This window comes from Reyranella sp. (assembly GCF_050185545.1).
Taxonomy (GTDB): domain Bacteria; phylum Pseudomonadota; class Alphaproteobacteria; order Reyranellales; family Reyranellaceae; genus Reyranella.
This window is the reverse complement of the sequence record NZ_JBFWZI010000031.1, coordinates 32,405-50,052: the sequence shown is the minus strand read 5'-3', so window position 1 is coordinate 50,052 and position 17,648 is coordinate 32,405. Positions and strand designations below refer to the sequence as shown.

At 67.0% G+C, this 17,648-nt stretch carries 16 protein-coding genes; 2 read left to right on the top strand and 14 right to left on the bottom strand.

Annotated features, from left to right (window positions below):
* The 11 genes from AB7O82_RS11565 to AB7O82_RS11515 form a co-directional block, all read right to left on the bottom strand.
* On the bottom strand, positions 1–229 hold a 229-nt coding region (locus tag AB7O82_RS11565; protein WP_428619415.1), incomplete at its 3' end, for a hypothetical protein.
* Positions 230–839: 610 nt separating this feature from the next.
* Positions 840–1,898: an NAD(P)H-dependent flavin oxidoreductase gene (locus tag AB7O82_RS11560; RefSeq protein WP_428619414.1), complete on the bottom strand. Its 1,059-nt coding sequence runs from the start codon at positions 1,896–1,898 to the stop codon at positions 840–842.
* A 203-nt stretch (positions 1,899–2,101) separates the two neighbouring features.
* Positions 2,102–4,366 (bottom strand): xanthine dehydrogenase family protein molybdopterin-binding subunit, encoded by a 2,265-nt coding sequence (locus tag AB7O82_RS11555; RefSeq protein ID WP_428543115.1) that lies wholly within the window; start codon positions 4,364–4,366, stop codon positions 2,102–2,104.
* A 256-nt stretch (positions 4,367–4,622) separates the two neighbouring features.
* The gene (locus AB7O82_RS11550; protein WP_428543113.1) at positions 4,623–4,928 is read right to left on the bottom strand and encodes a hypothetical protein; all 306 of its coding nucleotides are present in this window, start codon (positions 4,926–4,928) and stop codon (positions 4,623–4,625) included.
* 157 nt (positions 4,929–5,085) lie between these two features.
* Entirely contained in the window at positions 5,086–5,622 is a 537-nt protein-coding gene (locus AB7O82_RS11545; protein WP_428543111.1) for a MerR family transcriptional regulator, read from the bottom strand.
* A gap of 18 nt (positions 5,623–5,640) precedes the next feature.
* Complete coding sequence (locus tag AB7O82_RS11540; RefSeq protein WP_428543109.1) at positions 5,641–5,955, bottom strand: integration host factor subunit alpha; 315 nt, start codon at positions 5,953–5,955, stop codon at positions 5,641–5,643.
* A gap of 132 nt (positions 5,956–6,087) precedes the next feature.
* Entirely contained in the window at positions 6,088–7,059 is a 972-nt protein-coding gene (locus AB7O82_RS11535) for a beta-ketoacyl-ACP synthase III (protein WP_428543107.1), read from the bottom strand.
* The gene (gene plsX / locus AB7O82_RS11530) at positions 7,056–8,135 is read right to left on the bottom strand and encodes a phosphate acyltransferase PlsX (protein WP_428543105.1); all 1,080 of its coding nucleotides are present in this window, start codon (positions 8,133–8,135) and stop codon (positions 7,056–7,058) included. The genes AB7O82_RS11535 and plsX overlap by 4 nt, the downstream gene beginning before the upstream one ends.
* 51 nt (positions 8,136–8,186) lie before the next feature.
* Complete coding sequence (rpmF, locus tag AB7O82_RS11525; protein WP_428543103.1) at positions 8,187–8,381, bottom strand: 50S ribosomal protein L32; 195 nt, start codon at positions 8,379–8,381, stop codon at positions 8,187–8,189.
* A gap of 115 nt (positions 8,382–8,496) precedes the next feature.
* Entirely contained in the window at positions 8,497–8,997 is a 501-nt protein-coding gene (locus tag AB7O82_RS11520; protein ID WP_428543101.1) for a YceD family protein, read from the bottom strand.
* Between the two features lie 93 nt (positions 8,998–9,090).
* Positions 9,091–9,585, bottom strand: a complete 495-nt coding sequence (locus AB7O82_RS11515) for a ubiquinol-cytochrome C chaperone family protein (protein WP_428543099.1) — start codon at positions 9,583–9,585, stop codon at positions 9,091–9,093.
* Positions 9,586–9,681: 96 nt separating this feature from the next.
* Between AB7O82_RS11515 and AB7O82_RS11510 the strand changes: the two genes are divergently transcribed.
* Positions 9,682–10,164: an outer membrane protein assembly factor BamE gene (locus tag AB7O82_RS11510; protein ID WP_428543097.1), complete on the top strand. Its 483-nt coding sequence runs from the start codon at positions 9,682–9,684 to the stop codon at positions 10,162–10,164.
* Between the two features lie 378 nt (positions 10,165–10,542).
* Here the strand turns inward: AB7O82_RS11510 and AB7O82_RS11505 are convergent, their stop codons facing one another.
* Both AB7O82_RS11505 and AB7O82_RS11500 read right to left on the bottom strand, forming a co-directional pair.
* The gene (locus AB7O82_RS11505; protein ID WP_428543095.1) at positions 10,543–12,648 is read right to left on the bottom strand and encodes a sodium-translocating pyrophosphatase; all 2,106 of its coding nucleotides are present in this window, start codon (positions 12,646–12,648) and stop codon (positions 10,543–10,545) included.
* Positions 12,649–12,820: 172 nt separating this feature from the next.
* Complete coding sequence (locus AB7O82_RS11500) at positions 12,821–14,002, bottom strand: MFS transporter (RefSeq protein WP_428543093.1); 1,182 nt, start codon at positions 14,000–14,002, stop codon at positions 12,821–12,823.
* 236 nt (positions 14,003–14,238) lie between these two features.
* On the opposite strand from AB7O82_RS11500, the gene AB7O82_RS11495 reads away from it, so the two are divergent.
* Positions 14,239–16,473 (top strand): protein kinase domain-containing protein, encoded by a 2,235-nt coding sequence (locus AB7O82_RS11495; protein ID WP_428543091.1) that lies wholly within the window; start codon positions 14,239–14,241, stop codon positions 16,471–16,473.
* Positions 16,474–16,674: 201 nt separating this feature from the next.
* Here the strand turns inward: AB7O82_RS11495 and thiL are convergent, their stop codons facing one another.
* Positions 16,675–17,643 carry a thiamine-phosphate kinase gene (gene thiL, locus AB7O82_RS11490; RefSeq protein WP_428543089.1) on the bottom strand — a complete coding sequence of 323 codons (969 nt, stop codon included), beginning with the start codon at positions 17,641–17,643 and terminating at the stop codon, positions 16,675–16,677.
* Positions 17,644–17,648 lie beyond the last annotated feature (5 nt).

The following is a 17,648-nucleotide window of genomic DNA, read 5'->3' as shown; positions in this document are numbered from 1 at the left end:
CTGGCACCTCCAGCCGAGGCACCTCCACCACTGGCACCACTGGCACCTCCAGCCGAGGCACCTCCACCACCGGCACCTCCACCACCGGTGCCTGCACCACCGGAGCCACTGCCGCCGCCGCCGGAACCCGCACCACCGCCCCCGGAGCCCCCACCGCCGCTGCCGGCCCCGCCCGCACCCGTACCGCCGCCTCCGGCGCCGCCGCCGGAGCCGCCGCCACCACCGCCACCGGAGCCCCCACTGCTGCCGCCGCCGCCTCCTGCCTGGCAGACGTTCTTCGAGCGGCCTGGCGATCCTGCCTTCGAGAGATCGAGCGATCGTCCGCCAACAGGCAAACCACCATCAGCGACGCTTTGCGATCGCAATGGAGTGAGTTGCTGCGATTGCGCAGACGCCTCTCGAGGAAGAGCGTAGATGGCGGTCGCCGTGCAAAGGGCGGCAAGGAAGAAAGTGACCGGCAGCGACCGCGCTTGCAAGGTCATGGCGCCCTCTGGTTGGCGTTGGGTCTGGCTTGTCGACGTAAAACGTCACCCCGGCGCTTTTGTTGCCGGCGTCATCGCGCTCGGGCCGACCTGGCGCCGGCCTTGCACTGTGTGCTGTCTACCGAGACTTGACCGCCAGCGGAGAAGCGAATTGTCGGCTGGAGATGCATTGGCACGACGTCCTCTCTTCGTGTCTCTGCGCCGGAGCAGCCGTTGCAATTTCGTGATCTTGTACCAAGCAAGCTACTGAACGAGCGTTCGAGACGATCAGGCGTCGCGGCAAGCGCGCGCAAATGGTCGCTGCTACTCGTCGGTCGCTTCGCCCGGTCGTCGACCAGTGCTGGCTACGGCCGGTCTCTACGCGAACGCGCGCAGCCGCCGCAGCGCGTCTTCGGCGAGCGCCTGAACGAGGTCCGCCGCGCTGGTGTGGCGGGCCAGTGTCGCCGATTGCCCGGAGAACAGCGGCGTCATCTCCCTGTCTCCGGACTGGCCGAGCGGCAGTGTCAGGCTGAGCTGCATCGGGATCGGTAGCGGCTTCAAGCCGGAGTCCACGAGATCGTCGAGCAGCTTGTTGCGGATGTAGCGTGCCGGCCTGCCGCTGATGAGGTCGGTCACCACTGTGCACGACTCGGTCGCTTCGGCGAGCGCCCTGCGATGGGCCGGTTGAACATTGGCTTCTTCGCAGCGCAGGAAGGCCGTGCCCATCTGAACGGCGCCGGCGCCCAGCATGAAGGCGGCCGCCGCGGTTCGCCCGTCGGCGACCCCGCCGGCAGCGATGACGGGCACGCGCACCGCATCGACCACCTGCGGCAGGAGCGAGAACAGGCCGGCCTGCATGGTCATGTCGACGCCGCTGAAGGTTGCGCGATGGCCGCCCGCCTCGGTGCCCTGGGCAATGATGGCATCGACGCCGCTCGCCTCGAGCAACCTCGCCTCGGCGACCGTCGTGGCGCTCGAGATGATGAAAATGCCGGCTGCCTTGATGGCCCGAATGGTCGCGGAATCGGGGATTCCGAAGTGGAAGCTCACGACGTCAGGCTTGACGTCCAGCAGCATGGCCAGATGTTCCGGCGTAACGTCGCCCGCCTTCCCCCGCGGTGCCGGCACGCTGCCCAGCCCCTTGGCGTCGTAGTGGACCTGCAGGTGCTGCCGCATCGCCTCGGCCATCTCCGCCGTGGCGCGCGGTTCGGGCCACATCGGATAGTTCACGTTCAGGCTGCCGCCGCTCATCTGGCGGAAGCCGGCGATGCGACGGCCGGCCTCGTCTGCGGTCAGGCCCCACATGCCGAGGCCGCCCAGCCCGCCGGCGTTGCTGACCGCGGCGGCGAGCGCCGGCGTGCTCATGCTGCCCATCGGTGCCTGGATGACGGGCCATTTGAGACCCAGGCGCTGCGTGAGCGCGTTGGCTGGCCACATGAACCGGTTCCTCCGAATTCGTTTCCCTCCCCCGTAATCGGGAGAGGTGGCCTGAAAGGCCGGAGGGGGAAGGCCCAAGTCGAGATACCTCCGACTCTGACGTCGGACTTCCGGGCATCTCGGCTGAGGCCTTCCCCCTCCGCCCCGTTTGACGGGGCACCTCCCCCGTAGGACGGGGGAGGCGAAGGTCGGAGTGAGCCGAGTCAGTCCGCCGCACGCGGCAGTTTCGCGGCCTCCAATGCCGCCAGCACCTTGGGCGGCGACATCGGCAGGCTATGGAAGCGTATGCCGAGCGCGCCGTGGACAGCATTGGCAACCGCCGCCATCACCGGAACCAGCGGCACTTCGCCGACGCCGCGCACGCCCTGCGGATGCTTCGGGTTAGGGACTTCGATCATCACGGCATCGATCATCGGCAGGTCCGACGTGACGGGCATGCGATAGTCGAGGAAGCCCGCGTTATCGAGCTTTCCGTTCTTGTCGTAGATGTATTCCTCGCTGAGCGCCCAGCCGATGCCCTGGGCGGCACCGCCCTGCATCTGGCCCTCAACGTAGTCGGGATGGATCGCGCGGCCTACATCCTGGAAGACGGTGTAGCGCACGACCCAGACGCGTCCCGTGGCCGGGTCGACCTCGACGTCACAGATGTGGGTGCCGAAGCCGCCTTCGGCACCAATCGTGTTGCTCGCCGCGGCCTCGCCGATCGGTCCGCCGGTCTCGGTCGCCCGTGCCGCGAGCTGGGCCAGCGACAGCGGCTCGAACTTGCCGGCATTGTCGCCGGCCGGCTTGGCTTCGCCGTTGTCCCAGTTGACGGCATCGGGATCGATCTTCCAGATCTTCGCCGCGCGGCGGCGCAGATCAGTGATGACCTTTTCCGCCGCCTGCGTGACCACCATGGCCGAGGCAAAAGTGACGCGGCTGCCGCCCGTCAGGTTCGAGAAGCCGACACTGCTGGTATCGCCGATCAGCACCGTCACCTTGCTGTGGTCGATGCCCAGGATCTCGGCGGCGATGTTGGCCGTCGAGGCGCGCGAGCCGCCGATGTCGGGATGGCCGGTCATCACGACGACAGTGCCGTCCTCGTTGATGCGCATGGTCGCGCTCGACTCGCCGCCGGCATTGAACCAGTAGCCGCTCGCCACACCGCGGCCCTGGTTGGGCTTGAGCGGCGCCTTGTAGTGCGGATGCGCGAGCGCCTGCTTCACCGTCTCCTGGTAGCCCATGACCGGGTAGACCGGACCGTGCACTGCCTTGGTGCCTTGCTTGGCGGCGTTCTTGAGACGCAGCTCGAGCGGATCCATCTTGAGCTTCTCGGCCAGCTCGTCGAGCACGCACTCGACCGCGTAGGCACCGATCGGCGCCCCGGGCGCGCGGTAGGCCGCGACCTTCGAGCGGTTGGAGACCACGTCGTAGCCCTTCGTATAGGCATTGGGGATGTCGTAAGGTCCGAAGGCGCAACCGGCGGCGCCGCGGATCGGTGAACCGGGGAAGGCGCCGGCCTGCAGCCAATAGGTTCCTTGGCCGGCGACGATCGTGCCGTCCTTCTTCGCGCCGATCTTGACCGTGCTCACCGAGCCCGAGGTCGGACCGGACGCGCGAAAGACCTCTTCGCGCGACATCACCATCTTGACCGGCCGGCCCGACTTGCGCGCCAGGATCAGGGCCAGCGGCTCCAGGTAGATGATGGTCTTGCCGCCGAAGCCGCCGCCGATCTCCGCCGGGATGGCGCGAATATCGCTTTGCGGGATGTCGGTCAGATAGGAGCACATCGCGCGGACCATGAACTGGCCCTGGCTCGAGCTCCAGATCGTGACCTTGCCGTCGACCACACTGACGAGGCAGGCGTGCGGCTCGATGTAACCCTGGTGCACGGCCTCGGTCTTGAAGCTGCGCTCGACGATCACGTCGGCTTCCTTGAAGCCCGCCTCGACGTCGCCCTTCTTGTGCTCAAGCGTGCCTGCGATGTTGGAGGGTTTGCCCTCGAACTTGATGTGATCGTGGAGCGGGGTCGCACCGGGCTTCATCGCGTCCTCGACATCGATTGCCCACGGCAGGACTTCGTAGTCGACCTTGATCAGCCCGAGGGCCTCGGCCGCGATCGCCTGGGTGGTCGCGGCGACGGCGGCCACGGGATGGCCGTGGAACAGCGCCTTGTCGCGCGCCATCACGTTGCGGCACATCCAGCGCATGTCCTGGATGCCCAGCATCACCGCCCCCTTGTCGATCGGGAAATCGACGATGTCCTTGGCCGTCATGACCGCCTTGACGCCCGGGAAGGCCTCCGCCGCCGAGGTGTCGATCGACTTGATGCGGGCATGCGGATGGGGGCTGCGCAAGACCTTGCCCCAGATCATGCCGGGCATGGTGGTGTCGGCGGCATAGGCCGCCCGTCCCGTTACCTTGTCCGCGCCATCCGGCCGAGGGGTACGCTTGCCGATCCACTTGTTGTCTGGATTTTCGACGGTCATGGCTGTTTGTCCTGTTCGTGCGGTGAGCGATTCGGAATCACCCGCCGATCAGAACGAGTCGCGACCGCGAGATCAAGCCCCCGCAGCATGATCTCTGCGTATTCTGGTATCTTGTCAGTGACTAAATATGGCCGGCCGTGCACTTCCGGTCATCCTGAGCGGAGCGAAGGACCTCATCGCCGTCTCCAGGAAAGTGCATTGCAACTTCTGGCGATGCGAGATCCTTCGCAGTGCTCAGGATCACATTAAGGCAAAGTCAGCCTTCGCCTGCGATAGCGCGCCCTGACATCGTCAACTTGCAAACCAGCCAGTCGGGTTTCAGCGGATTGTTGAACCATGGCTTGGCCCAGCCTGCCGCGAGGCAGCGCCGCACGATGGCAGCCTCGATCTCCTGGCCGTCGAGATCGAACAGCGGCAGCTTGCCACCCGGCTGATCGAGGCCCCGTCGCAGGTATAGAAGTTCAGGTAGAGTCGGAGAAAAGGCTTCCAACTCGTTGTCGTTCAATGCATTGAGACGAAATATGTGCGTCCAATCAGGAACGCGGTCCAAATCGGCAACCACGGCTGCGTCCCCCTCTGACGATGCCGGCTGAAGAAAAAATAGATGACAATCAGGTGGTTGTAGCCCCTTCTTCGCGCCCTCCACCCGACTTCGTGGGTATCCCGAACCCCTGGCAAGGCCCCGACGCACCGCCCCCCGGCGGCACGCCAGGCCCCGATCAGTTGTTCGACTTGAGCGTACTGCGCAACTGGGTCAGCGCCTGCTCGAGATCCTCGAGCACGGCTTCGATTTCCCGCCGCTTGTGAAGGTCGAGCATGGTGGCCCGCGGAGTGTTCGTGGCGGGCTGGGGCCCCGTCCGCGGCAGCGGCTGGCGCTGGCTGCCCTGCGCCATCGCCTCGGCGCGCGCCGACACGATTCGCAGGCTCTCCAGCGCGCTCTCGGCGGCGAGATCGAGCCGCTGCTGCTGCGGCGGCAGCCGTCCGCGGCCCTCCTTCAGCAGGCGCTGGACGCCCTTGATGGTGTAGCCGTCCTCATACAGGAGGGACCGGATGCGGCGCAGGAGATCGATATCCTCCGGCCGATAGTAGCGCCGGCCCCCGCCACGCTTCAGCGGACGGACCTGGCTGAACTTGCTTTCCCAGAAGCGCAACACGTGCTGAGGCACGTCGAGCTCGGTGGCGACTTCGCTGATGGTGCGAAACGCCTGCGCCGATTTCTCGACTCGCCTTTCCGTGGCCTGAACCGAAGCGGCCATGACCTACCCCCCGATTGACTACTGTCCCTTACTCTCGCCGGGCGCCCCATTAATCAGAGATTTGAGAACGTTCGACGCTCGAAAGACGAGTACCCGCCGCGGCAGGATCGGGACCTCCTGCCCAGTCTTTGGATTGCGGCCGACACGCTGGCCCTTGTCGCGAACCGTGAAGCTTCCGAACGAGGAAATCTTCACCGATTCGCCACGCGCCAAGGCTTCGACAACCTCTGACAAGATCGTCTCGACCAAGTCGCTCGATTCGTTGCGAGACAGGCCCACTTCCTGGAACACCGACTCGCTCAGATCGGCACGCGTAATCGTCCGGCCTTCCATCCGGTACCCTCTTTCCCCCTTAGTTAATCCATACTCTAAGGTGGGAAAGCGGTCAATATCAGGAGGATAGACGCTGGCCTTTAATTGGCGTCTGTTCGCCTTCTGTTGCGGGTGGCGCGTCCTTGACGCTGCCTACCAGCGCACCAGCGAGGCTCCCCAGGCCAGACCGCCGCCGATTCCTTCCAGCAGAAGCAAGTCACCGCGCTGGATTCGGCCGTCCTTGACGGCGGTGTCGAGGGCGAGCGGGATCGAGGCAGCCGAGGTGTTGGCGTGCTTGTCGACCGTGACGACGACCCGCTCGGGCGGCAGGCCGAGCTTGCGGCCGGTACCATCGATGATGCGCTTGTTTGCCTGATGAGGCACCAGCCAGTCGATGTCGGTGGTCTGAAGTCCCGCCTGCTCGAGCACCTCGCCGACGACCGCCGCCATGTTGACCACGGCGTGCTTGAAGACCTCCTTGCCCTCCATGCGGAGGAAGCCGGTGGTCTTGGTCGACGACGGGCCGCCGTCGACGTAGAGAATGTCGTGCTGGCGCCCATCGGAATGGAGTGCGTTGGCGAGGACGCCGCGATCGGCCGGCGTGCCGGCGCCCTGCTCCGCCTTGAGCACGATCGCTCCGGCGCCGTCGCCGAACAGCACGCAGGTGCCACGATCGGTCCAGTCGAGGATGCGCGAGAAGGTCTCCGCGCCGATCACCATGGCGGTCGAGGCGACGCTGCTGCGGAGCAGGCTGTCGGCCACCGACACGCCATAGACGAAGCCGGCGCACACCGCCTGGACGTCGAAGGCGGCGCCCTTGGTCATGCCGAGCGCCGCCTGCACGCGGGTCGCGGTGGCGGGAAAGGTTTCGTCGGGGGTCGCCGTGGCGAGCACGATGAGATCGAGATCGGCAGCGGCGATCCCGGCATGGTCGAGCGCGCGTTCAGCGGCCTTGATCGCGAGATGCGAGGTGAACTCGCCGTCGGCGGCGATGTGGCGCTGGCGGATGCCGGTGCGCTGTCGGATCCATTCGTCCGAGGTGTCCAGGGTCTTGGCAAGCTCGTCGTTGGTGACGACCCGTTCCGGCAGGTAGGCGCCGCACCCCTGAACGACGGAACGAATCACGCAGCCCCTCCGCTTGCCTGCAGCGCCGACGTCGATGGCGCCTCGGCCGACGACCGCACGACCTGCAGCCTGCCCAATCCCTCGATCAGCTTGCTCTTGTATTCGTAACGCACCAGATCGACCGCGACGCCGATGGCATAGGCGAAGCCCAGCGCGTCCGTGCCACCGTGGCTCTTCACGCACACGCCGTCGAGGCCGAGGAACACGCCGCCGTTGTAGCGGCGCGGATCGACTCGCTTGCGCATCTTGCGAAACGCGCCGAACGCGAACAGGCCGCCGATCTTGGCGAAGGTCGACGTCCGGAAGACCTCGCGCACCCACTGGGTGTAGAGCTTGGCGGTGCCTTCGATCGCTTTCAGCGCGACATTGCCGGTGAAGCCGTCGGCCACCACGACGTCGATCTTGCCGATACCGATATCGTCGCCTTCGACGAAGCCGTGGAAGTCGACCGGCGAGCCTTCGGCGCGCAGCATTGCAGCGGCCTGTCGCAGTTCCTCATGGCCCTTCATTTCTTCGGAGCCGACATTGAGCAGGCCGACCCTGGGGCGATCGAGGCCGAGCAGCACCTGCGCGAAGACGCTGCCCATCACCGCGAACTCGGCGAGATTGTCGGCATCGCAATCGAGGTTGGCGCCGAGGTCGAGCATCACCGTCTCTCCGCGCGCGGTCGGCAGGAACGACGCGAGCGCCGGCCGATGGGCGCCCGGCAGCATGCGCATGGCGACCATCGAGATGGCCAGCAGGGCGCCGGTGTTGCCCGCCGACACCACGGTGTCGGCGCGCCCCTGGGCCGCCGCATCGACGGCCAGCCACATGCTCGACTTGCGCCGGCGGCGCAGCGCGAAGGACGGCTTGTCCTCGGCCAGCACCGCGTCTTCGGCCGGGACGATCTCGAGCACCGACGCGAGGCCCTTGCGCTTGTCGACCAGCGGCTTCAGCCGGGCCGGGTCACCGAACAGCAGGAAGCTCGTGCCCGGGTAGCGTTCGCGCGCGATATCGGCGCCGGCCACCACGACATCGGGCGCGCGATCGCCCCCCATGCCGTCGAGCGCCAGGACGATCTTGCCCCCGCTCACCGCTTGTTCCTGCCTGTTGGATGCCAGCGCATCGCCGGCAGCGTGCCAGGACTACTTCTCGGCCGACGCGCTGTCGGCCAGGACAGGCATGTCCTCGCGATAGTAACCGCAATGCGAGCAGACGGCGTGCGGCCGCTTCAGCTCACCGCAGTTCTTGCACTCGACATAGGCCATCGAGGGAATGGCGTGGTGGGCCCGGCGCATGTTGCGGCGGGACTTCGAAACCTTCTTCTTGGGAACTGCCATGACGATCTCCACGACGGGGCGGCACCAATGGCCAGCCCCAAAAAACGCTGCAGCCGCGCTCTAGCGGCGCGGCGGGCCGGCTTGTCTAGCCAAAACCCACCATCACCGCAAGAATTTAGCGTCCGCGGCCGGGTTTGTCTCTGAGTGCCGCCAGGCCGGCGAAAGGATGCCGGCGCTGGTCCGGCGGGCTCCGGCGGCCATGATGGCGCGGCTTGGGCATCACGTCCTCGAGTTTGGCGCCCGGCCGGCGCGGATAGGGGTCGGCGGCGAGCGACAGCTGCTCGGCGACGATTTCGCCGACGTCGAGCAGGCTTCCGGCCAAAGGCTCGGGCGCATCGGCCTGCGCGCTCAGCACCGCCTCGCCATTCTCGGGGTCGCGGTCGTCGGCCAGGTCCTTCCTGAAGACGATGCGGAAGGCGTCGTCCAGGTCCTGGTTCACGGGGTCAAGCGTGAGCACACACGCCTGCACGATCCGTCCGCGCAAGCGCCCCTCGACGACGATCTGGCCACCCATCCGGCGATCGACGGTGACGCGGGCCGACAAGGCCGGCAGGCCGAGGAAGCCGAAGCGCTTGGCCAGCGCCGCCCGCTCGCTGTCGCTGGCGACGATCTCCAAGGCTGCGCCTCCGGGCCCCATACGGTCCAGGTCGACAATCCGCTCTATTTCCGATTTTGGTTCTCTTTGAGTCACTTGCGACATTTTATTGATCTACTTGATCAGGAGATTGCGCGGCGTTTCAGCGAGCCATGCCGCGTACTGTCGCACATGGTCGGCCAGCCGTTCCACGGTCCGATCGTCGACGGGCGGCCTACCGCCATAGGCGTTTCGGCGCAAGGCCTCAAGCAGCTCTCGGGGCGTGCCGGCAAGCGCCTCGCGATAGGCGAGCGCCCGTCCGTGCAGCCCCTCGGCCATGATCTTGATACGCCGCCCGACGCCCAGATCCTGGACACCGATCTCGCGCAGGGTGAGGTCGAGGTGGCGGAACATGGCGTCGAAGAATGCCTGCGCCAGCACGTCCCCGTCGGGTTCCCGGCGCAACCGGTCGATCGTCAGCGCGGCATGCAGGGCAAGCGAGTCGAAGCGTCCGTCGAGCGTGTCGGGGATGCCACAGGCCTCGAACAGTTCCGGCGCCCGGGCCCGTTCGGCGGTTCGGGCGTACAGCGCCGCGGCAAAGGCATCTTCTGGCTTGCGACGGCGGAACACGGTCTCTTGCCCTCTTGGCTGGTGCGGTTGACCTGCCGCGCCTGTCGCGACATCTTCCGCTCGACCCTTCTCTCCGACGAAACCAAGAATCAGTCCATGCGTCGCGCCGTCCCGTTCGCCCTCGCCCCCCTCGCGCTCGCCCTCGTCGCCGCGTGCGACAACGTTTCCACCATCCGCGGCTTCTCGCCGTCGCCCGGTTCGGTCGACAAGCTCGAGGTCAACACCCAGAGCCGCGAGGATGTGCAGCGACTGATCGGCTCGCCGTCGGCAGTCGCGACGTTCAACCCCAACGTCTGGTATTATATCAGCGAGAAGCAGGAATACTGGGGTCCCAAACGGCCCTGGATCAGCGAACAGAACGTCATCCAGATCACCTTCAACGACTCCGGTCGCATTTCCTCGCTCAAGTACTACGACCTGGAGGACGCCAAGGAAATCACCATGGTGGCGCGGATCACGCCGACCTCGGGCAAGGAGCTTACCGTCCTCGAGCAGCTTCTCGGCAACATCGGCAAGTTCACCGGCCCGGCCAAGCAGACCGGCGGCAGTCCCGGTGCGCCGACCGGCGGCGGCGGCTGAGAACCTGAGGCTGGGGGCGCGCCACTCATAGGCGCTCACTTAACTTACAAAGGGACCTCACCCTGAGGAGCGGCCTGGAGGCCGCGTCTCGAAGGGTCGACAACAGACCGGGTGCTGCGACACCGCTTCTCCAACGACTTCGTGTGTCGCCCATCCTTCGAGACGGCCGCTGCGCGGCCTCCTTCAGGATGAGGACTTTGTTGGTCCGGCCAAAGTTAGCGCCTATGGGCGCGCCACTCCAATGGCGCGTCTTCGTCTGCCTCGAGAGGAAGATCGCGCCACTGGAGTGACGTGCCCCCCGCGAAGAGTCCCTCCCAAAGTGAAAAGCCCCGGCCTTGCGGCCGGGGCTTTTGCTTTGGTCCCTGCGCGGCAGCTTGGTCAGTGCGCGAGCACGGCGAGCAGCAGGAGGGCCACGATGTTGGTGATCTTGATCATCGGGTTCACCGCCGGGCCGGAGGTGTCCTTGTAGGGATCGCCGACGGTGTCGCCGGTAACCGCGGCCTTGTGGGCCTCAGAACCCTTGCCGCCGAAGTGACCCTCCTCGATGTACTTCTTGGCATTGTCCCAGGCACCACCGCCCGCCGTCATCGAGATGGCGACGAACAGGCCGGTGACGATGACGCCCAGCAGCATGGCGCCGACTGCGGCGAACGCGTCGGCGCGATTGGCGATGACGCTGATGACGATGAACAGCACGATCGGCGACAGCACCGGCAGCAGCGACGGAATCATCATCTCCTTGATCGCGGCCCTGGTGAGCATGTCGACGGCACGGCCATAATCGGGCCGGTCCTTGCCCTGCATGATGCCGGGCTTCTCGCGGAACTGGCGACGCACTTCCTCGACCACTGCCTGGGCGGCGCGGCCGACCGCCAGCATCGACATGCCGCCGAACAGGTACGGCAGCAGGCCGCCGATCAACAGGCCGACCACGACGTACGGGTTCTTGAGCGAGAACTCGACGGATTGGATGCCGAGCTTGCCCTGGGCGATGAAGTAGTCGAGGTCCGACGTATAGGCGGCGAACAGCACCAGGGCGCCAAGGCCGGCCGAGGCGATGGCGTAGCCCTTGGTGACGGCCTTGGTGGTGTTGCCGACGGCGTCGAGCGCGTCGGTGTTCTTGCGCACTTCCTTCGGCAAGCCGGCCATCTCGGCAATGCCGCCGGCGTTGTCGGTGACCGGACCATAGGCATCGAGCGCCACCACCATGCCGGCCAGCGCCAGCATCGCCGTGGTCGCGATGGCGATGCCGAACAGGCCGGCGAGCAGATAGCAGACCACGATGCCGGCGCAGATCAGCAGCGCCGGCAGGGCCGTTGCCTCCATCGACATCGCGAGGCCGGCGATGACGTTGGTGCCGTGTCCCGTGACCGAGGCCTGCGCCACCGCCTTGACCGGACGGTAGTCGGTGCCGGTGTAGTATTCGGTGATCCACACGATCAGGCCGGTGACGGCGAGGCCGACCAGCGCACACCAGAACAGGGTCGAGCCGTGGAACGTGAGAGTACCGACCTTGAGCTCCGTGCCGGCGCCGACGACCCAGTCGGTCACGAACCAGATTGCCGGGATGGACAGCACGGCGGCCGCGATCACGCCCTTGTACATCGCCCACATGATGTTGCCGTTCGAGCCCAGCCGGACGAAGTAGGTGCCGATGATCGAAGTGATGATGCAGGCGCCGCCAATGGCCAGCGGGTAGAGCATGAGCTTGGCGACCAGGGCCTGGTTGCCGGTGAAGAAGATCGAGGCCAGCACCATGGTGGCGACCGTGGTCACCGCGTAGGTCTCGAACAGGTCGGCCGCCATGCCGGCGCAGTCGCCGACATTGTCGCCCACGTTGTCGGCGATGGTCGCCGGGTTGCGCGGGTCATCCTCCGGGATGCCGGCTTCGACCTTGCCGACCATGTCGCCGCCGACGTCGGCACCCTTGGTGAAGATGCCGCCGCCCAGGCGGGCGAAGATCGAGATCAGCGAGGCGCCGAAGCCCAGCGCCACCAGCCCGTCGATCATCTCGCGGCTGCCGATGGTCACGCCCATCTTGACCAGCACGGAGAAGTAGCCAACGACGCCCAGCAGGGCCAATCCGGCGACCAGCATGCCGGTGACCGCGCCGGCCTTGAACGCGAGGTCGAGGCCCTGTCCCAGGCTCTTCTGGGCAGCGACGGCAGTACGCACGTTGGCGCGCACCGAGACGTTCATGCCGATGAAGCCTGTCGCGCCGGACAGCACGGCGCCGATCAGAAACCCGATCGCTGCATACTTGCCGAGCAGAAGGGCGAGAACGACGAGCACGACCACGCCGACGATGGCGATGGTGGTGTACTGGCGGCGCAGGTAGGCGGCAGCGCCCTCCTGCACGGCCTGCGCAATCTCCTGCATCCGCGCAGTGCCCGAATCGGCCGCCATGACCCGCGAAGCGGTGACGACGCCGTACAAGACGGCGATGACACCGCACGCGATGACAGCCCAGAGGATGGTGGACATATTGAATTAACCTGTTGTTTTTACGGCATTCTCCGCCCGGCGCGTGCTGAAGTACGGTTTCTCCCCGGCGCAAGGCGGGCCGGAAAATGGCAGAACGCTTCCCGCAGCGCAACCCGCGCTGGGAAAAACCCCGTTGCCTCAAGGGCTTGGCTTCCGGCCTGCGACCTTGGTTTTACGCCCGCGAGGGGCGTAACAGGCGATAGACGCTGATCACCACGAGCGCAACGACGACCAGCGCCAGGGCGAAGTAGTTGAGCATCGCCCAGCCCTTGAGCTCAAGCACGACGCTGGCCATCAGGCTCGCCACGGTGGTCGTCCCGAAGACGATGAAATCGTTGAACGCCTGCGCCTTGCCGCGCTCCGCCTGCCGATAGGTCGTGGTGAGGAGCGTCGTCGCGCCGACGAACAGGAAATTCCAGCCGACGCCGTTCAGGCTGAGAGCGATCCGGAAGTTCCAGACGGTCACGCCCATCAGGGCGACCACGACGCCCAGGACCAGGAGGGCGATGCCCGCCGTCATGACGTTGAAAAGGCCGAAACGCTGGATCAGTTGGCCGGTGAAGAAGGCCGGGACGAACATGCCCATGACGTGGACGAAGATCGTGATCGGCGCCTCGCCCTTGTCGAGGCCGCATTGCACGATGGCCAGCGGCGAGGCCGCCATGACGAAGGACATGACACCGAAGGCGATCATGCCGCCGGCGCACGCAACCATGTAGGCCGGCTGGGTGACGATGGCGAGCAGCGGGCGCTGCGGGCCGCTCACGTCCTCCGCCTTCACCGTCGGGAACTCGATGAAGCCCAGCACGACGAAGACGATGGCGTGGATGATGATGACGGCGCAGAAACTCGCCTGGAAGGTCGGCAACCACAGATCGGGCGTGATACGGGCGAGCCCCGGTCCAATGATGCCGGCGATGACGCCGCCGGCGGTCACATAGGAAATCGCCTGGGCGCGGAAATGCCCGGGCGCCAGCTCGACGGCGGCAAAGCGGTAGAGCTGCATGTTGGCGATGCCGTAGCCCATCATCAGGCCGCCCAGGCACATGATCGGGAAGCTCGCGAGACCAAGCCCGATTGCCGCGCATGTTGCTCCGGCCATGCCCATGGCCGAGCCCGAGCGAAAGCCGAACTTGCGGCCGCGTCGCATCATCAGGAGTGAAGCCGGGAACACCGACAGCATGACCCCGAGATGCTGCATGGTGACCGGCAGGTTGGCCCACAAGCGCATGTCGGGGGAGACGATGGTCAGCACCGCCAGCGCCGACGAGGCGAACATCAGCGTGTTGCTGCTCTGCGTGAGTGCCTGGCAGATCGCCAGCAGGGCGATGTTGCGCAAAGCGCGGCGCGGCATCGCCCCGCCGGTAGACGCTGCCGCCGTTCTCTCTACCTTGTTCGACCCATCCATTGGGCGCGCACCATAGTCGCCGCCCCTTTCCGCCCCAAGCGATTAGAAGGAGGGCTGGCGCAGCCCAGACCTGCTATTTCCGAGCCGCTCGCTGTAATATGGGCATGCCCAACCGGCCGTAGACAGGCGGGCGGCTGGGTTTCAAGATTGTTCTTTACGTCCCCGAGGCTTGCACTGCAGCAATGACCGACGACGCGCCGACTGCGAAACGACAGGAGGTCGATCGCACCGAACACCACGCGGCCCTGACGGCCGGCGTGATGATCGGACGGTACCGTATCGAGTCGGTGCTGGGCCTCGGCGGCTTCGGCATCACCTATCGCTGCTACGACACCCATCTTCGCCGCGATGTCGCGGTCAAGGAATACCTGCCGACCGGCATCGCCATTCGCCACGAGAGCTCGACTGTGCTGCCGCGCTCGACCGAGATGTCGACCGACTTCGTGTGGGGACGCAATCGCTTCCTCGACGAGGCCCGCACCATCGCCAAGCTGGGTCACGTGCCGGCCGTCGTCCGGGTGCACGACTTCCTCGAGGCGTTCGGCACCGCCTACGTCGTGATGGAGCTGCTCTCGGGCGAGACGGTGTCGCAACGACTGAAGAGCGAGCCACGGCTTTCCCAAGCCACCATCGATCGGATTCTGCCCTCGCTGCTCGATGGCCTCGAGCAGATCCACACCGCCGGGTTCCTCCATCGCGACATCAAGCCGGCCAACATCATCCTCGGACCCGGCGATGCGGCGACCCTGATCGACTTCGGCGCCTCGCGTGTCGCCATCGCCGACCGCTCGCAGGCGCTCACCGCCGTGTTCACGCCGGGCTACGCCGCGCCCGAGCAGTCGACGTCGGGCAAGCAGGGGCCGTGGACCGACATATACGGGCTGGCGGCGACGCTCTTCACCGCCGTAACCGGCAAGGTGCCGCCGAGCGTCATGGAGCGCGTGTTCGAAGGCGCCACCGTGATTCCGGCGGAAGCCGCCGACAACGGCTACTCGACGAGCCTGCTGGCTGGAATCGATGCCGGCTTGCGCTTGCCGATCGAAGCCAGGCCGCAAAGCATCGCAGCGTGGCGCGAGATCCTCTTCGGCAAGGAAGCGCCTGTCGCCGACGTGGTTTCCACGGCTACGCTTCCGGGCGCGACGCCACCAACGCCGCCGCCGCCGCCTTCGCCCGCTGTCCCCTCGTTCAATCGCCTGAGATACGACGTGCTGGCGGGAGCCGTCGTCGTGATACTGGGTGTCGGCTACGGATTGTTTACCCTCGCGACGCGCGACGAACGGACAGCGACCGCAGTGGCGCCGGCGGCTGGGACCCCGTCGGCAGCGGCGAACGGGTCGACGACTCACCGCCCGGCCGCGGCATCGCAGCCTGTTTCGGTTCAGACCGCGACCGCGCCGGCGCCCGCTTCCCCTGCGCCGGCCACGTCGTCGGCGGCCGCGGCGCTGCCGCCTTCTGCATCGACTCTTTCATCGACGACGGTCGCGCCGACGCCTCCGCCGAGCGCAACACCGCCACCGCCCGCCGCGACCACGCCACCGTCTCTGCCGGCAGCGACATCGCCACCGACTGCCGCGACCGCACCATCACCCGTGCCCGCCGCGACGCCGGCGCCGACCCGGGCGACTCTGCCAACCCCGGCCGTACCGCCGCCGCTGCCGCCATCAACGCCGGCACCGACCGGCACGACCTCGTCATCACCTCTGCCGGCTGCAACGTCGGCACCGACTGTGGCGGCGGTTCCGCCTGCCCAGACCGAGCCTCCGCCTTTGCCGCCATCGACGCCGGCACCGGCTGCCGTCGCTCCCCCTGCCCCTGCCCCTGCCCCTGCCCCTGCCCCAACGCCGTCGTCGCCCTCGGCTCAAACGGCCTCACCAGCGCCTGTCGCTCCCCAGACAGCGCCTGTGGCCGTCCCCGCCCTCGACGAGCCGAAGGTGCAAGACGCCGACTCGCGCGCCATCGAGGAGGATCAGGGTCGCCGCGATCGTTCCACGCAGGAGGCGGCACGGTCGGAAGAGCCGAAGAAGAGCGAGGAGCAGCTGAAGGCCGAAGCCGAGCAGGCGGAAACCTCGCTGAAGCTCAGCACGCACGATCGGCAGAAGATCCAGGTCGCGCTCACCTCCCTTGGCTTCGATGCAGGCGGCGCCGACGGCGTGTTCGGTCCGCGCACGCGCAGCAAGATCGCCGACTGGCAGAGCTCGAACGGGGAGCCGCCGACCGGCTTCATCAGCGCCGACAACAAGACGACGCTCCTCGCGAAGGCGGCGCCGGCTATTGCGCGCTGGCAAGAGGCGCAGCGTCGCGCCTATCTCGAGGAGCAGCGCCGCCTGGAGGAACTGCGGAAACAGCCACCACCACCCCCACCGCCGCCCAGGCGAACCTGGCGCTGGCCTTGGGAAGATCGGAACAACTACCCCTGAGCTTCCGCAGGCGGACACTTCATTTGCCTCCCCCCGTAATCGGGGGAGGTGGCCCGCACACAAGGGGAGAGCCGCAGTCGAGATTCATCCGATTCCGACGTCGGGATCTCATAGGTCTTGGACTGAGGCATTCCCCCTCCGCCCCGTATGACGGGGCACCTCGCCGATTACGGGAGAGGGACTCAAGACCACTTCGCTGGATCAGAAATGCACGTAACCTCGCCGCCCTGCCTGGGCCGGTCGCCCTCCAATCGTCAGTCGTACGCCGTGCCCCTTGCCCAGCGTGCCGATGCTCGTCACGGTCACGCCGCCGGCATCGGCGGCGCGCAGCAAGGCCTGGCGTCGGCGCGGCGGCACCGTGAACACGAGCTCGTAGTCGTCGCCGCCGCCCAGTATCTCCGGCCATAGGCCGGAATCGGCGGTGACGGCGCGGCGTGCCGCCGCCGACAGCGGCACGCAATCGCGCTCGATGACGACGCTCAGGCGAGACGCATCGCCGATATGGCCGGCATCGGCCAACAAGCCGTCGGAGACGTCGACCGCCGCCGTGGCGATGCCGACAAGGCGGGGCCCGAGGGTCGTTCGCGGCTGCGGCAGCCGGAAGCGCCGCTCGAGCGCAGGGCTCACGAGCTGGCCGCGCGCGGCGCGCAGGCCCAATGCACCATCGCCGACAGTGCCGCTCACCCACAGCTCATCGCCGGCACGTGCGCCGGCTCGCGTCAGTGCTCGCCCGCGCGGCACCTTCCCGAACGCCGTGATGGTGATGGTAAGCGGCCCCGGCGTGACCACCGTATCGCCGCCGCAGAGCACAATGCCGTAGCGGCGCTGGTCCGCCGCCAGGCCGCGTGCGAAGGCGGCGATCCATGCTTCGGTCCAGGTACCGGGGAGCGCCAGCGAGAGCTGGTAGACGTACGGCGTGCCGCCTCCGGCCGCGAGATCCGACAGGCACACACGCAGCGACTTGGCGGCGACGCCCTCAGGACTCTCGTCGGCCAGGAAGTGAACGCCGGACACCACGGTGTCGGTCTTGACGACGAGATCGTGCCGGGCATCGCCCGACAGGACGGCGTTGTCGCTCTTCAAGCCTCCGGCGCCGGCGAAGCCTTTCGCCAGCGGCGCGAAATAGCGGGCGATCAGCTCGAATTCGCCGATGCGCCTGGCGTGCGCCATCCGCC

Bases quoted from the DNA above. Each gene is read 5' to 3' on its own strand.
- AB7O82_RS11495 (WP_428543091.1), top strand. From the start codon at position 14,239: ATGACCGACGACGCGCCGACTGCGAAACGACAGGAGGTCGATCGCACC.
- AB7O82_RS11505 (WP_428543095.1), bottom strand. From the start codon at position 12,648: ATGTCCACCATCCTCTGGGCTGTCATCGCGTGCGGTGTCATCGCCGTC.
- AB7O82_RS11540 (WP_428543109.1), bottom strand. From the start codon at position 5,955: ATGGAAGGCCGGACGATTACGCGTGCCGATCTGAGCGAGTCGGTGTTC.
- thiL (WP_428543089.1), bottom strand. From the start codon at position 17,643: ATGGCGCACGCCAGGCGCATCGGCGAATTCGAGCTGATCGCCCGCTAT.
- rpmF (WP_428543103.1), bottom strand. From the start codon at position 8,381: ATGGCAGTTCCCAAGAAGAAGGTTTCGAAGTCCCGCCGCAACATGCGC.
- AB7O82_RS11560 (WP_428619414.1), bottom strand. From the start codon at position 1,898: ATGTGGCCAGCCAACGCGCTCACGCAGCGCCTGGGTCTCAAATGGCCC.
- AB7O82_RS11545 (WP_428543111.1), bottom strand. From the start codon at position 5,622: ATGGCCGCTTCGGTTCAGGCCACGGAAAGGCGAGTCGAGAAATCGGCG.
- AB7O82_RS11510 (WP_428543097.1), top strand. From the start codon at position 9,682: ATGCGTCGCGCCGTCCCGTTCGCCCTCGCCCCCCTCGCGCTCGCCCTC.
- AB7O82_RS11500 (WP_428543093.1), bottom strand. From the start codon at position 14,002: ATGCCGCGCCGCGCTTTGCGCAACATCGCCCTGCTGGCGATCTGCCAG.
- AB7O82_RS11555 (WP_428543115.1), bottom strand. From the start codon at position 4,366: ATGACCGTCGAAAATCCAGACAACAAGTGGATCGGCAAGCGTACCCCT.